The organism is Verrucomicrobiota bacterium, assembly GCA_019247695.1.
In the GTDB taxonomy this organism is placed as follows: Bacteria; Verrucomicrobiota; Verrucomicrobiia; order Chthoniobacterales; family JAFAMB01; genus JAFBAP01.
Genome location: JAFBAP010000084.1, coordinates 64,626 through 80,033 on the forward strand (window position 1 = coordinate 64,626; position 15,408 = coordinate 80,033).

Genomic DNA, 15,408 nt, shown 5'->3' on the forward strand with positions numbered 1-15,408 from the left:
AACCTGACACAAATAAATTCGGAATTGAAATGACTAAGACAACGACGGCTGAGGAACTCTACACAACGGGTACATATCTGGAGCAGAACCCGCTCTGGCATACCGAGGAATCACGGTGGAAGGCGGAACACATCATGCGGATGCTCGACCGTCAAAAAATCGTTCCCGACACGATCTGTGAAGTCGGTTGCGGGGCCGGTGAGGTGCTCAAGCAGCTTCAGCAAACGCTGGTCAACCGGTGTGACCTGCTGGGCTGCGACATCTCTCCGCAAGCCATTGCACTCTGTAAGGCGCGGGCAAATGAGAGGCTGCATTTTTTGCTGGGAGACATCACACAAATCCCGGATCAAAACTTTGACCTGATTCTGGTACTTGACGTGCTCGAACACATGGAAGATTACTTTTCCCTTCTGCGCAACCTCAAGGAGCGAGCCCGCTTTAAGATTTTCCAAATACCGCTCGACCTCTCGGTACAAACCGTCCTGCGCGCCACCCCCCTGATTAAAGATCGTCGACGGTACGGGCACATCCATTATTTCACTAAAGAGATCGCATTGCAGCTTCTGCAGGACCTCGGGTACCAAATTATCGACCATTTCTACACGGCCGTATCCCTTGATATTCCGTCACGCGAGCTGAAGAATCTCGTCATGAGGGTTCCCCGGCGCCTTCTTTATTCGATGAACAGGGATCTGGCCGTCCGCCTCCTTGGCGGCTATCGGATTATGATTCTGGCCAAATAGGCCTCTTGCTCGATAGGAGTAGCAACTTGCAACCGGCCCGCGTTCAGGCTTCGGATGCCGTTTCTGTTCTGTTCTGCTGTTTGTGAGCATCCGGCCTCACCATTCTAATTCCAAAGACGAGCGCTCCACGCTAATATGATAACCATGACTCAGTGTTGGGAAGGAATTGCCAATCTCGGCCTCCCTCAATTCCTGCACTTCGAACTGGAAGGCCTGCGGTCGCGCATTTCCCAGCGCCAACGGCCCATGCTCTACCGGACAAAATGCGCGAAGTACCCCCTGCGGGCGCGGCCGAAAACCAGTGATCGCTCGGTCTTTTGGCGGGTCTTCGCCTGTCGAGAGTACCTGCGCATGGGCGAACCCGCGGACCCGGGGCTCATCATCGACTGCGGCTCCAACGTCGGATACTCTTGCGCCTACTTTCTAACGCACTTTCCCAGTAGCTACGTAATCGCCGTCGAGCCAGACGCCGGGAATTTCGATCTGCTTAAAACCAACCTGGCGCCTTATGGTAATAGATGCCGGCTGGTGAATTCGGCCATCTGGTCAAAGCCTGCAGGACTCGTTTTTGAAGAATCGACGCTCAGCGAGAGCGAACAATGCAGACGAGTGCGCGAGGCCAGGCACGACGAGAAGCCGGCAATGATCGCCACAGACATCGGGCGGTTGTTGAAGGAATCCGGCTTTGATCGCATTTCTATACTGAAAATGGATATTGAAGGATCGGAGCTGGAGGTTTTCTCGTCCAACTACGTCGAATGGCTTGCCAGGGTGGATCACCTGCTCATCGAATTACATGGTGAGGAGTGCGCCGCCGCATTTGAAAAAGCGGTCGCATCGCAACCTTTCGTATTGTCCCAGCCCGACAAGAGCCGCTACGAGGAATTGGTTGTGTGCAGGCGGTTTTGCGCCTGCGCGGACCTGAGGACCGGCTAACGTGTGCTCTTGATCCCCGCGTTCGTCCGGCACTTGGGTTCGGATTTTACTCCATCTTGAGCAATCAGCCGCAGGGCGCCTGCCGTTTTGCCCATGAGAAGCTGCTACAGTTTTTAATGACCTTCCGACGCCAGACGCACTTTCTTCTAGGGATCATCCTGTTGTCAGGTGCCGGCCATAAAACCGGTCGGGCTCAAGCGTACAACCAGAGTTTTACGCCGGTTCAGATCGAAGGTATTCCTGGCCTGAGCTTGTCGCCGATGCGCCCGCTGCCGGGATTCCAGCCCGCCCTGGCTCCGACGGTCTCGGCTCCGTTCTCTCCAGCAATAACGACGCTTGCGCCTGCACCCGTTTTCGAGGAACCGCCTTCCGTGCTTGAGCCGGCTACCCCCGAATCAGGCGTGGTCAGCCTGGCCCCAGGGGTGGCCGAAGCGCCCGTGATCGCGCCCAATACACCTCGACCGGCGACTCAACTCCAGGTTCGCCTCGGCGGCGGCATCGAAGCAACGTACGACAGCAACATTTTTATCCAGCAGAACCACGCCAAATCGGACCTCTATTTTATCCTGGCACCGACGCTCGGCCTGGGCAGCGGGGATCTGGCCGAATCACTGGACCTGCAGCAGCAAGCGACCCTCGAGCCGCAAACTTTCGATAATGCCGACCTTATCCGCCTGCCGGCCCACCCGTTCTATTACCTGCTGTACACTCCCAGTTACACCGCGTTTGTCGACCACACCGATCTGAACAGCTTTGATAATGACGTTGCCGGCGGCGCGCAAATCACCTTGCGGCGGTTAACCCTGGGAGCTTTTGCGCGGTTTCAAACGTTCCGGGCACCGGACATCGAAGTTGGGACTCGAACGAGGGAACAGTGGACCAGCGCCCGGGCATACGCCCTGTACGCGTTGTCAGACAGAACTCAACTGAACGCCGACTTCTTCGTACAGAACCGAAACGTTCAAAATTTTATCAGTTCGCTGGAAGTTTGGAATGAAGACTGGATCGATTACAGGTACTCTACCAAAACCAGCGTCGGTGCGGGGATCGCCGCCGGCTTGGTGATTCCGAGTGCGGGACCGGATGAGTATTATGGACGCATTCAGGTCCGCACGACCTGGAACGCGACCGGGAGGATTTCCGTGGCGGCAAAGGCAGGCCTTGAACTCAGAGCAGCGAGCGGAGCGGGAGCGAAACTGCTTCCGGTCTTCGGGCTGGAAGGGCGTTACGCAATAACCAGTCGAACCTCCGCCGCCGTGTCCGTCTATCAACAGATACATGCGTCCGCGGGCGAGCAAGCGACTGTTTATGCGGGCCGGGGCTTCGACGTAAGTATCCAGGAGAAGGTCCTGGATCGATACCTGCTGGGAGCGGCGATTGGTTATACCAACATCGCTTACAATTCCTTCATGCAGGCTCCCGGCACTAGAGCGCGCAATGATAATTTCGTTTTTGTCAACGTGAGCGCCCAGACGCAATTCAACCGGTGGGTGAATGGTCAACTCGGCCTCGAGTTCCGAAAGAATCAGTCGAGCGCCACGGGATCTTCGTTCAACGAATTTCTTGGCACATGGGCGTTGCGCCTGAAATTCTAAGGCGGGGAGTGTATTGAGGCGATCTTATCGAACCAAGGATTCCCGAACCAAGCTGACCCTTTCCGAAATGAACAAAACGAATCGAGCCGTCCACATCCTTTGTTGCGTGCTATACGCAGTTTGCTTGTTACCCATCAGCCTTCGGGCGCAACAGAATACTCCTGCCGCACCGGCCCCTATATTGCCTGAGGCGCCGCCCCCAAGTGAGGTCCGGCCTCAGGCGTATCCGGTAACCCCCGCAGTCCGGTCGGCTCCCGGCAACTACCGGATCGAGCCGAACGACGTGCTCGACGTTCGGGTCTTCCGTGAACCGGATCTGACCACCACCGCGCGCGTGGCGAACGATGGGACCATCATGGTGCCATTGGCCGGCCAGGTACGGGTTGGCGGGATGTCCATAAGCCAGGCAGCCAGGGAAATTCAGGCCAGGCTGGCTGCCGGTTACCTTCCGAATCCGCAGGTCACGGTTAACATTACCCAATTCCACCATCGCCGGTTCACCATCCTGGGGCAGGTAAACCGAAGCGGCACCTACGAGTTCCCCGATGAGGGTTCCCTCGGTTTACTGCAGGCGATCGGATTGGCCGGCGGATACACCAGCATAGCCGATCCGTCGAAGGTCATCATCCGGCGTACCGTTCGCGGCAGGGCTACGTCCTTTCGCGTCAACGCTAAGAAGATTGCGGCCGGCAAGATAGATGAGGATGTCCAGGTTGTTCCTGGGGATGTTATCACCGTTTCTGAAGCCATCTTTTGATTGGCCGAGCACCCGTCATACCCTCGTCGTTTCGCTTCGGGCATCAGCAGGCGCCCCCACCAGTTATCCGCCGTGAATTTCATCACTTCCACGAGTCCAGGCGATCAACGTTCCCGGCCGGATAGGTCGCTTTCTTATTGACGCACTCCCAACTTTTCTCTTAAATGAAAAAGAGCCTAAAGGAAGGGCTGTCGGTGCCCGAAGAAATCGTTGTTAACGAAGTGACGATCGTGAACGGTCCGGAGCAGGGAGCGCTGGCGGGCAAGGTTGAAAATACGGCCTTATCTCCCGACGGTTTGGGGGTTGTGCGCATGCACGAGCGTTTGGATGCTCACTTCCGGCGGTGGTTAAACCGCGGCTGCAAGAACTCCGACCTGCTCCGGTCGGCGGCGACCCTGAGTGAAGCGGAAGCTTTACGCCGGAGTTCGTCGCAATCGCTCGATGGCGCGCTTGCCGACTACCTGGAAAAGAGCCTGCAGGCGCGAAACCGGCGCCGATGGGTTTGGCGATGTACTACCCTGGCGGCCGGCGCTGTGGCCGTAGCACTGCTGGCGACCTTTACTGGAAATGGAAGGTGGACGGCGGGCACGCAGCATCGGGGGGCGGCAGAGCTTGCCCTTGCCGGAACGCGGGGAATCGACACCGCGGCCGCCGAGCGTACCGCAGGTCAGAGCCATTCCGTCACGGGGGATGGCGCCGCTCAAGGGAGCGGAAAAGGAGCGGAGTCGCTCGCGAACGACCGCGATGTTTCCGGATTGCCGTCAGGGGCAACTACTCCGGCCAGGGTAAACGCAGCCGGGCAAAGTGCTGAACTGGCGGCCAGCCGTCGAGATGCCCTCCAAGCCAAGCTTAAAGAGGCAGAAGAGACCATGAAACGGACCGCTGAACTGGCGGCCCGGGAACGCGACGCATTCCGAACTCAGCTGCTAACTGCGGCAGCCAAGGCCCGACACGATGCCGAGGCCGCGGCTAACGAACAGAATGGTCTTCGAAGCCAGTTGAAGGAAGCCGAGATCCGGGCCCAGCGGGCTGAAAAGAGCGCCCAACTCGCGACGGAGCAGCGGGATGCGCTTCAAAGCCAGTTGCGGGAAGCGGAAAGCAGGGCGGATGCCGCCCGGAAACGCGCAGAGTTAGTCGCGAGCCAATCTGACGCCCTGCAAACCCGTTTGACGGACCTGGAAACGAAGGCGCATCTGGCCCAGGAAAACCTCGAGCGCGTAACCAGCCAGCGCGATTCCCTGCAGGCGCGGCTTGAGGAGGCACAGGCTGCGGCGGCCGTGCAGGAGAAGCCTAACGGCAGACCCCCATCACGCACCGCGCTCCTGCCTCAGAACGGCCTCTCGAATGGCTTGACGACGGTGCCGTCCGACCCCGAACGAATCCAACCGCCCAGTTCGGGCGTGATACCGTTTTCGGACCAAACTAACCCTGACACTCACCTTAAACGCCGCGAGTGACGGTTCTCAGGACCGGTCCGGTTGCAACTCTGCGCCGACTGGCTGGCATGCGGCTCCCGTTGCGGCGGCGCGCAAAGGCGCCGCCTATATCCCGGCGTCACTTAACTTCGGATGCACACGGCTGTTCCGAGCCAATGAAGCAAAAAGAACTGGGAAAGACGGGGATCCTGTTGCCCGAAATCGGACTGGGAACCTGGCAGTACCTTGGTGGTGTGAAGCCGATCAGGGAGGCGATCGCACGAGGCGCCTTTTTGATCGACACAGCCGAGTCTTACGGCTCCGAAGAGACCGTCGGTGAGGCAGTGAGGCACATCAGGGATAGCGTTTTCATTGCGACTAAAGTCTTGCCGAAACATTTCCGGTGCTCTGATCTGTTGAGAGCAGCGGATCAGAGTCTGAAGCGATTAAGGACCGACCATATTGATTTATACCAGCTCCACTGGCCGAATCGGGTCGTGCCCATCGAGGACACCATGGCAGCCATGCAGGGCTTGTTGGAGAAGGGCAAAGTCCGATTCATCGGCGTCAGCAATTTCGGCGTTGCTGAACTCCAAAAGGCGCAGGCGGCCCTGCCGAGGCATCGCATCGTCTCCAACCAGGTAACTTACAGCCTTGTGGAGAGGAGCGCGGAGGTGGACCTTTTGCCGTACTGCCGTGCGAATAATATCACCCTAATCGCCTACAGCCCCCTGGCCCGGGGTATAGACCAGATCAAGGCGAAAGATCCGCGCGGCATCCTGAGCAGGGTGGCGCTTCAGACGGGCAAAACGGAAGCCCAGGTAGCTTTGAACTGGTGCGTCTCCAGAGAGAACGTGATTGCTATACCCAAGGCATCATCGGTCGAGCACGTTATTCAGAACTGTGGCGCTTCAGGCTGGCGACTGTCGCTGGAGCAGAACAGACTTCTCGAAGACGGTATAAAATTTCGACGGCGCGGACGCGCCGAGGTCGCGTTGCGGCGTGTCGTGAGTGCTGTTCTGCAAAGGCTGGCTTACACTGCGTGACTGATGCTCAGTGGAGGAACCGCGGATCCGTAAGCTGCCGTGCGATTCGCCTCAACACTCGAGCCCTAAACCATTTCGACGGCGATGCAGGTAAATTTTTGTCTTCCTTCCCGGATACCGTGCGGGCGTTACACCTGGGAGACCGTATAAACGGTCTAGGCCCAACGCAACGGGGGACCTTAGCCCAGGGTTTCACCTCACTGCCATTTAGTTAAGGGCGAGGTGGGATGCCTTCGTCCCGCAGGGACGGCTGAGGTTAGGTAGGGACTTCAGTCCCTGTGCCTGGTGAAGGCGTCCCCAGGGGTTGCGTGCGTCCCATCGGGACGCCTGAAGGCGCGCCGGGCCACAGGCGGGCGTCAAAGGTGGGGCGCCGTTCGGGTTTTCGTCGCCGAGGGTCGCGCCGGGTTTGGCTGGCCGCTTGGGAGTCGGCACCCTGCGGGCCAGCGTTTCAGGCGTCCCTACAGGACGCGCTCCCTCTTAAATGCCCCGTCCAGGGACTGAAGTCCCTGGCTAACCTCAGCCGTCCCTCCGGGACGAAAGCGCCCCATCCGCCGGCCCTTAACTAGATGGCAGTGGGGTAAACCCTGGGCTAAGTTCCTTTGGCCCTTCAGGCCATCAAACCGTCTCCCGGCCCGTTGGGCCCGAGACTGTTTATACGGTTTAATCGGTGTAATTTCGGCAGGGCACCTTGGGGAGGAAGGCAATATTTTGCCTCGATGGTCATCGAAATGGTGTCATAGGCGAAATGCCGGCAACTTTGTGAAAATAACCGATCCCAAACATCGCGATTTTGGGTGTCGGCGCAGTGAAAAAGGGATGGTACTTGCTACATTTTCCGTGCAAACTGTCCATTTCTCAAGGGAGCACCGTTTTTTTGCCAGGAAGTCAGGTTGAAGTCAGGCTTGCTCATGAAGCGCCCTGATGCTGTCTCAGGAGGCTCTTCAGCTCAGAGAGGCCGTGGATGTAATGGGTCGCATTGTTGCCGGGGGGCACGCCCGGCCGTAAGACTTGCACCGTCCGGATTCCCAATCGATTGCCGGCCTCGATTTCCGAATGCGGGCTGTCCCCGACTACCAACGCCTCTTCAGGCCGGAGTTGGAAAGCACGCAAAATCTCCCCGAAAATTCCTCGTTTGCCTTTTCGATCGGCTTCGTCAATCGCATCGACGTAGATCGCCGTAAAGAGCCGCTCAAAGCCGAGCGCCTTAATCTTACTTTCCTGAAGCCGGCGAAAGCCCGTTGTCACCAGGAAGCGCAGCACGGGCAATTCTGCAAGCATGTGAAGGTCGCCGTAGCCATGCATCGGCACGTCCACTTCCAGGCGGGCGTAGACGGCCCAACCGGCGGCGAGCATTTCCCCTGTAAAGCCGTGCTTGTCAGCCACAACATCCAGCGGGTGGCGCCAGAAATCGTCAAAGGCCTTCGCCAACGCCTCGTCCGACAGCCGGCCCCGGTTCGCCCCCCGAATCGCGTCAAAGACAGGTTCCAAAATCCCTCTACCCGGCTCGTCGGCCGCGCTCAAACAATTATCAAGATCGAACATAATGGCCCGGATCATTTGATTAATTAAATGGCCGCCCCCGGCCTGATCACCGTGCGAATCGGCATAGGTTACGAGAGGTTGCGATCGAGGATGCGCTGGAGAAACTCACACGAGAACGCAACGTCTTCTTCCTCCAGCCCGTGCATGATCAGAGGACCGGTAAACTCAACCCGTTCCAGACCGCGAAGGTAATATTCGAAGTCAAGAGTGCCCTTGCCCGCAGCGCACGCCTGAAAGGCCTGGTCCCGATCTTTCGCGTGCGCAATGGCGATCACATCCCCTAACAAATTCAATGCCTCGTCCAGGACGTCCTGCTGACTGCGTTCGGGAACAACCAGGTTCGCGGGATCGATAACGATTCGTAAACGAGGGCTTTGCAGCTCGTCGAGCAGTTGCCGGGCGCGACAGGCCGAATTGACCACGTTCTCGCTTTCGGGCTCGAAGGCCAGGCACAGGTGATACTTCTCGGCCGCGCCAAGGGCGGATCCGATGGATTGAACCATATCCTCCCAAGCCGCTTTGGAGTCGTTCTCGGGGTGCCATTTCCACATGTTCACGGGGTCCCGCGTTCCCGTACAGAGGGTGACCACCGGGATGCAAAGCCGGGCGGCGGCCTCGCACAAGATTTCAAACTTCATTAACCCGTCGCGCCGGACGGCCGGATCCGGATGGGCCATGTTGAAGGTCCCGGAGATCGCCGCCAACTCGACCGCGGCGCGCTCTGCAGCGCCGGTGATTTGCTGAACCAGCTCGGGCGGCACGTCTGCGGGAAGCGGGTCGAGTCCGGCGCAGGACATGTTGAACTGCACCGAACGGATCCCGTGGCCGGCGATGGCCTGAAAAAGTTCCTCGATCGCCGGCCGGCGAAAAGTCTTGGCGAAGATCCCGATCCTCATCAAACGGCTCCCGCAGCTTCGGCTACCACGACCGGTTTGCCCCGCCGGGCGGATAGCTGGATGGCCCGCAGCGTTCGGATCACCGCGAGCCCGTCTTCAATCCCGGCTGCCGGGGGGAACGTCTCGTTGCCGCGAACGGCATCGGCGAAGGACTCAATCTGCAACCGGTAAAAATGGGCGTCTTCGCCGAGGACCCGCTTGAATTGACCGTCTCGAACGGAAAAACATTCCACCTCGGCAGAGCGCAGGTACCAGGGATTGAAGATTTTACCGATGACGCTGCCAAACTCGCCGTAGATCTGGAACCCTTCGTGCCATCCCATGCGCACGGCCAACGTCAGATCCAGGTGGCCAATGCTGCCGTCCGCAAAATCGGCCGTCACAAACCAGCAATACGCATCATACCTCCGCAAAAATCGCGCATCCACCCGGATGATCTCGCCGCCCAAAAATCGCGCCGTATCCACGAGGTGGCTGCCGTGACCCAGGAGGTAATAGGACTCGCGGTTGGCTTTGGGATCGCCCTCCGGCCGCTTCGACCGGGCGCTCCTCACGATCACCGGCTGTAAATTGCCGGTTTCGGTGTACCGGGAAGTCGAATCGCAATACCAGGCTTTGAGCGCCAGCCGGGTACCCATCTCCTCGTCGATGAAGCGGCGCGCGGCCGCCACCCCGGGATCGAACCGTTTCATCGAGCCCACCCGAAAGATCAAATCCGGAGCTGCCCTTTTGATCTCGAGGAGGCGGATGCATTCCTCAACGCTCACCCCGAGGGGTTTCTCGACCAGCACGTGCTTGCCGGCCTCGATCGCTTCCGCCGCAGCCGGGACATGGAACTGATCGGCGATTCCGATGATCACCGCTTCAACCTTCGGATCGGCCAGCATCGCTTTGAAATCGGCGTAGACGACCTCGGGTTCCCAGATCTGCGCCATCCGGTTGCGCAGATCGTCAGCGGCATCGCACAGGGCATACAGACGCGCGTTTCGGGCTTTCTGGCAGCTCTCGAAATGGGCGGCCTGGGCGATCATCCCGCAGCCAAGGACGCCGATTCGAACCGGGTCTGGGGTCTTGTTCATTGGCTTGCGATCCGGTCCTGCACGGGCGTAGATGCCGAATTGAAATAGGAGTGCGGCGGTGCCGGAGACAGCGTCGCCCCCGTTTTCATCCGGATCGCGCCGCTCCCCAATGCCGTGCAAGCTCGACCGCGCGTGCCCGCAGCAATTCCGAGGCACGCCGGATGGCCTCCTCAGTGGAAACCGTTCCGTCGGCGAGTGCCGTGATTTCATCGAAATGTGCGAGCAGTAGCGGTCGGGCGTCGGGCTCGACCCGCCCGGCAAACGCGATGCAAGGTTTACCGAAGCGCCGGGCGAGCCCGGCCACGCCCGCCGGCGCTTTGCCCTCGAGGGTCTGAGCGTCCAGGCTGCCTTCGCCGGTAATAATGAGATCGGATCCGGCGACCGCTTCCGCCAAACCGAGCAACTCGGCCACCTCGTCGAAGCCGCGGCGGACTTCAGCCCCGCAAAAGGCCATCAAGCCGAAGCCCAACCCCCCGGCCGCACCCGCGCCCGGACGATCCCGGAGGTCCTCCCGGCGCCAAGCGGCGACGGCGTCCGCCAAGCGGCCCAACCCCGCCTCAAGTGAGCGCAGCTCCGATTCGCCGGCCAGCCCCTTCTGGGGCCCGTACACCCGGGTGGCTCCGCGTTCGCCCAGAAGCGGGTTGAAGACGTCCACCGCCGCGACTACCCGGCCGGCTACCCAGGAAAGGTCCGGAGGCGGCGCGATCGTTTCAAGCCGAAGCAAATCGGCCGGGACCGGCTCCAGCTCAAGCCCGCTGCCGTCCAGGAAACGAAAACCGAGCGCGGCGGCGAGGCCCACCCCGCCGTCGTTGGTGGCGCTGCCGCCCAGGCCGATCACAGCCCTGTCAGCCCCGCTGGACCGGAGGGCGTGGGCCAGCATTTCACCGGTTCCATAGGTGGACTGGCGCTCGACGCGGCGTTCATCCGGCGCGACGCGCCAGAGCCCGCTGGCTTCGCTCATGTCGAGGACCGCGGTTGTGACGGCGCCTTGGCTGGTCAGAGCGTACTTCGCGGCGACCGGCCGGCCCAGGGGGTCACGAACCGTACATGACACCCATGTCCCCTCCAGTACCTCGCAAATGGCCTTCGCCGTTCCTTCGCCGCCGTCGGCCACCGGCCGGCAGGAGAATTCCAGGTCAAGGCTGGGCGGGGACCCGGCGCGCCAGCCTTCGGCAATCGCCGCGGCAACGTCGTGCGCGGAGAGCGACCCTTTGAATTTGTCCGGGGCGACGAGGACGCGCATACACCGTGACGTTACCGCCCGGGGTGATCTTGTCAGGTCAATTTCGTCCGGGAAGACGGCGCGGCCCGCGGCAGAGAACGGCTGCGCGGAACGGCGCCAGACCGGGCTTTGCCCGCAAATGACGCCGCGGAACCCAGTCCTCACCGGGCCAAAGCGTGCAGCCGGTGGTGCGCCGGACGAAGCTGCTCATAGAGCTCGCGGTAGACCTCCTCGTAGCGGGTCTGCAACCGCTTCGAGCGCTCGGCGTTCGGCGCCACGTCGATTTCTTCCCGGCGTGCCACCCGCAGGGCGGCGGTCGCATCGGCAAACAGGCCGCAGCCCATCCCGGCTAACAGCGCCGCCCCGAAACTGACCGTTTCGCGAACCGGGTTGATCTTTACCGGCAGGCCGTAAACGTCGGCTTTGATCTGGGTCAGGAGACGGTTTTCGAGCGAGCTTCCGATTGTGAGAACATCTTGGAAAGGGGGCAGGCCGGCGACGCTGACCATCGCATCGGCGATGGCCCTCGCCTCGAAGGCCAACCCTTCCAGCACCGCCCGGAACATGGCGGCTCGCGTCGTCGCCGCCTTGAGGCCGATAAATGCCCCGGCCGCCCGGGCATCCGAATGCGGCGTCACGCTGCGCACCAGGTGCGGCAAAAACACGGGGACCGCTTCGTCGGCCGAGGCTGCTTCCTCGACCAGTTCCGCCACACCCGCCTTACCTCCCAGTTCCCGCCGGAACCACTCCACGGCAGCGCCGGCGGTCTGAAGTCCACCCGTCAGGTAGCAGGTGGGCTCCTCGATCCAGATGGCGCCTTGGGCCAGCCCGTGTTCGGCGATGCGCGGGTCCGAAAGGGGGCCTTGGACTACCGAGATCAACGACTCGGACGTGCCGATGCTGTCAAAGAGCAGCCCGGGCCGGAGTCCACCCGCGGCAAACGCCCCGCTGACGTGGTCGTGGATGCCGACACTCACCACCGCGGTTTGCGGCAAGCCCGTCGCCGCGGCGCTGGCGGGCGTGAGGGCACCCAGGGGGGTGCCGCTCTTGCGAACCGGTGGAAACGTCGAGGGCGCAACGCCCGCACTCTCCAGGATCTTGGTCGCCCACGTTCCCCGGGTCACGTCGTAGGCGAGGGTGCGGCAGGCCATGCTGGGATCGGTGGCGGGGATGCCGCAAAGGCAATACGCCACGTAATCAGCGAACTGAAGCCAATGGCGCGCCTGTTCAAACGCGGCGGGCTGATGGTGCTTGACCCACAAAATCTTGCAAAGCCCGTACATCGGGTCCGGGTTGAGACCCGACACTTTGAACAAGGTTTCATAACCGACCCGGTCACGCAGCCATTCGTACTCGGGGATCGTCCTCAGGTCGAACCACGCGATCGCCGGCGCCAGCGCCCGGCCTTGCGCATCGATCGGTACGATGGACTCCCCAAGGCTGGAAACGGCGATGCCCTTGATGCCTTCGCGGTGCGCCACCTGAGCCGTCACGGCCCGGATAGCCCGGCAAGCCGCCTCCCAGACGCGCCCCGGTTCGAAATCCGTCCAGCCTGGCCGGGGGTGCGAGCGCGGAGTCGGCTCGGACCCATGGGCAACGATGGTTCCAGCCTCGTCGAGGGCGAGGCATTTCAGGTTAGTGGTCCCAACGTCCAGCCCGAGGACCAAGTCAGGGTGCGGCATCGGCGTTTGAACGGTCAAGTCGCGACGGACAAGACGAGTTTTCCCTCTGTGTTTCGGGTTTCCATCAGCGCATGAGCCTCAGCCGCTTCTGCCGGCGGCAGCACACGGCCGATGTTCAGTTTCAGCCGGCCCGCCGCAGCGTCCGCCAATTTCAGCACTTCCGGTCCGCCGTGGCTTTCGGCTCGAATGGCCTTCATTATATGTCTCTGCATGTCTCTATTCGCGGTCCGGCCGGGCATGATCAAGCTCAACGGCATTGCTGCCTTCCGATGTATGGTACAGCACGATTTGCGTTGTGATACACGATGCGAAACCCTAAGACGAGCTGCCAATCGTTGATGCAGACCATTTTCACCATCGCGCCGAGCAGGCGATTCGGCGACGATGGCAGGCCCGGTGTGGGCGGGTACCGTTCTAGGAATGGTTCCTCGCCGGGGTCGCGAGGGCTCCGAGGACCCTGACCAGCCGGCCTCGACTCACATGAGGGAACTCGAACATCTTCTTGGCCTGTTCATCGCGGCCGTTATCCTGGCGGCGGCAGCACGCCGCGCCGGAGCGCCTTACCCGGTGTTCCTGGCGTTGGGCGGGGCGCTGCTGGCGTTTCTGCCCGGCGCGTCCCCGTTCAGGGCTCCTCCCGAGCTTGTGCTGGCGCTCTTCGTGGCACCCGTGCTGCTCGACGCCGCTTACGATGCGTCGCTTCGAGATCTCAGGGACAATTGGGCGCCGGTCACCAGCCTGGTCGTGTTCGCCGTCGGCTGCACGACCGCGGCGGTCGCCCTCGTCACGCACGCACTGGTCCCTGCGATGCCCTGGGCGGCGGCGATTGCGCTCGGCGCGATCGTGGCTCCGCCCGACGCGGTGGCGGCCGGCGCCGTGCTGCGCCCGTTGCGACCGCCGCATCGCCTCCTGACCATCCTCGAAGGCGAAAGCCTGCTGAATGACGCCAGCGCGCTGCTGATCTACCGCCTCGCCGTCGGAGCCGTTGCCGCCGATGGCTTTTCCATGGCAGGCGTTGCACCCACCTTCTTGCTCGCCGTCGCCGGCAGCCTCGTTGCCGGTCCGATGCTCGGGTGGCTTGTCCCTCGGTTGATGGAACGCGTGCAGCACGTGCCGACCGCCATCATTCTGCAGTTCGTTAGCACGTTCGGCGTGTGGCTGATCGCCGAAGGCGTCGGCCTCTCCGGGGTATTGACGATGGTGTTCTACGCCATGACCGTGGCGCAGACGGCGCCGGAGCGAACGCCCGCACGGATCCGCATCCCGACCTATGCCGTCTGGGAAACCGCCGTGTTCGCGCTGAACATCCTGGCCTTCATCTTCATCGGCCTGCAGATCCGGCCCATTCTCGAGGGTTTGGCCGCCCCGGACCGGGGCCGATACCTCGCCGTCAGCGGCGTGGTCCTGCTCACGGTGATTGTCGTGCGTCTGGCTTGGCAACTGTCCTTTGATACCGTTGTCAGGTTGCGAAACCGCCGGTTCGGGTTCCATCCGCCCCGGCCGATGATGCTGGCGCCGACGACCGGGAGCAGCCTGGTCATCGCGTGGGCCGGCATGCGGGGCATCGTTTCGCTGGCTGCAGCCCTGGCGCTCCGCCCTACCTTTCCGTATCGCGACCTGATCGTGCTGACCGCGTTCGCGGTGGTCCTCGGCACGCTGGTAATCCAGGGACTGACGCTCAAGCCCCTCATGCGTGCGCTCGATTTGCGCGATGATGATCCGGTCGGCCGCGAGGTGAGGGCGGCCCGTGAACGCGCGTTACGCGCGGGCCTGACGAGCCTGGCGCATGACCGGTCTGCGATGGCGGAGGTTGTCCGGCAGGAGTTGACGGCACTCCTGGCCGGCGAACGAACGGCGGCGGACCCGGACGATGCCGCGCGCTCCGCTCACAACGAACGGCTTCGTTGCGCTCTCCGCGCAGCCCGGCAAGCCGTCCTCGCCATGCGCGCCCGCGACGAAATCGGCGATGACGCCTTTCACCGGATGGAAGAGGAGCTGGACTGGCTCGACATGGCAGGCAGTAGAAGTGGAGAGTGAGGCCGGGGCCTTGAGACCTTGGGCGGCATCGGTAAAGGATCCGGCTAAACCCGATGGTTTGGTTTCTCCGGGACCGGAGGAGGCGTTTGCGGGGACGCTACACCGGTTTTGAAGTTGGTTGGGCGGCTCGTTGCGCGAGTGAGACGGCCCGAGCGGGTGGCCGGTGGCTTTGCGTGCTCCGGCCGAGGGAGCCGGTTTTAGCCCCAAAGGGGCGCCAGAACCTAGCCCAGGGTTTTACCCTGGGAAACGGTTCTCTTGCTCGTCCGAGGCCTGAAGGGCCGGCAGAAGGTGTCGCTCGTCTTTTCTGCCGCCCCTTCAGCAAATCCAACCCGGCGGGGCGGGCGTTTGTTAGGGAGGGCGTACCGGCGTGACGCCTTAGGAGGGCTCAACGGTGAGGGGGGCGGCGTTCCCAGGGTAAAACCCTGGGCTAGGTTCTGCCGCCCCTTCGGGGCTAAAACCGG

Annotated in this window: 13 protein-coding genes; 7 read left to right on the forward strand and 6 right to left on the reverse strand. The window is 61.7% G+C overall.

Annotated features, from left to right (window positions below; all coding sequences use genetic code 11):
- Positions 1 to 29: 29 nt before the first annotated feature.
- The 6 genes from JO015_09030 (at position 30) to JO015_09055 (ending at position 6,492) form a co-directional block, all read left to right on the forward strand.
- Complete coding sequence (locus JO015_09030; GenBank protein ID MBV9999243.1) at positions 30 to 743, forward strand: class I SAM-dependent methyltransferase; 714 nt, start codon at positions 30 to 32, stop codon at positions 741 to 743.
- A 144-nt stretch (positions 744 to 887) separates the two neighbouring features.
- The gene (locus tag JO015_09035; protein ID MBV9999244.1) at positions 888 to 1,679 is read left to right on the forward strand and encodes an FkbM family methyltransferase; all 792 of its coding nucleotides are present in this window, start codon (positions 888 to 890) and stop codon (positions 1,677 to 1,679) included.
- A 116-nt stretch (positions 1,680 to 1,795) separates the two neighbouring features.
- Entirely contained in the window at positions 1,796 to 3,274 is a 1,479-nt protein-coding gene (locus JO015_09040; GenBank protein MBV9999245.1) for a hypothetical protein, read from the forward strand.
- Positions 3,275 to 3,341: 67 nt separating this feature from the next.
- Complete coding sequence (locus tag JO015_09045) at positions 3,342 to 4,031, forward strand: polysaccharide biosynthesis/export family protein (protein MBV9999246.1); 690 nt, start codon at positions 3,342 to 3,344, stop codon at positions 4,029 to 4,031.
- A 164-nt stretch (positions 4,032 to 4,195) separates the two neighbouring features.
- On the forward strand, positions 4,196 to 5,488 hold the full coding sequence (locus JO015_09050; GenBank protein ID MBV9999247.1) for a hypothetical protein: 1,293 nt from the start codon (positions 4,196 to 4,198) through the stop codon (positions 5,486 to 5,488).
- Positions 5,489 to 5,622: 134 nt separating this feature from the next.
- Positions 5,623 to 6,492 (forward strand): aldo/keto reductase, encoded by an 870-nt coding sequence (locus JO015_09055; protein MBV9999248.1) that lies wholly within the window; start codon positions 5,623 to 5,625, stop codon positions 6,490 to 6,492.
- 906 nt (positions 6,493 to 7,398) lie between these two features.
- Here the strand turns inward: JO015_09055 and JO015_09060 are convergent.
- From JO015_09060 to JO015_09085, 6 genes are all read right to left on the reverse strand, one after another.
- Entirely contained in the window at positions 7,399 to 8,049 is a 651-nt protein-coding gene (locus JO015_09060) for an HAD family hydrolase (protein ID MBV9999249.1), read from the reverse strand.
- Positions 8,050 to 8,102: 53 nt separating this feature from the next.
- The gene (locus tag JO015_09065; GenBank protein MBV9999250.1) at positions 8,103 to 8,930 is read right to left on the reverse strand and encodes a sugar phosphate isomerase/epimerase; all 828 of its coding nucleotides are present in this window, start codon (positions 8,928 to 8,930) and stop codon (positions 8,103 to 8,105) included.
- A complete protein-coding gene (locus JO015_09070; GenBank protein MBV9999251.1) occupies positions 8,930 to 10,009 on the reverse strand; it encodes a Gfo/Idh/MocA family oxidoreductase in 1,080 nt (359 codons plus the stop codon). The genes JO015_09065 and JO015_09070 overlap by 1 nt, the downstream gene beginning before the upstream one ends.
- 85 nt (positions 10,010 to 10,094) lie before the next feature.
- On the reverse strand, positions 10,095 to 11,252 hold the full coding sequence (locus JO015_09075) for a glycerate kinase (protein MBV9999252.1): 1,158 nt from the start codon (positions 11,250 to 11,252) through the stop codon (positions 10,095 to 10,097).
- 140 nt (positions 11,253 to 11,392) lie between these two features.
- Entirely contained in the window at positions 11,393 to 12,913 is a 1,521-nt protein-coding gene (locus JO015_09080) for a hypothetical protein (GenBank protein MBV9999253.1), read from the reverse strand.
- Positions 12,914 to 12,927: 14 nt separating this feature from the next.
- Positions 12,928 to 13,170 (reverse strand): zinc-binding dehydrogenase, encoded by a 243-nt coding sequence (locus JO015_09085; GenBank protein MBV9999254.1) that lies wholly within the window; start codon positions 13,168 to 13,170, stop codon positions 12,928 to 12,930.
- 223 nt (positions 13,171 to 13,393) lie between these two features.
- Here JO015_09085 and JO015_09090 point away from each other — a divergent pair, with 223 nt between their 5' ends.
- On the forward strand, positions 13,394 to 14,947 hold the full coding sequence (locus tag JO015_09090; protein MBV9999255.1) for a sodium:proton antiporter: 1,554 nt from the start codon (positions 13,394 to 13,396) through the stop codon (positions 14,945 to 14,947).
- Positions 14,948 to 15,408 lie beyond the last annotated feature (461 nt).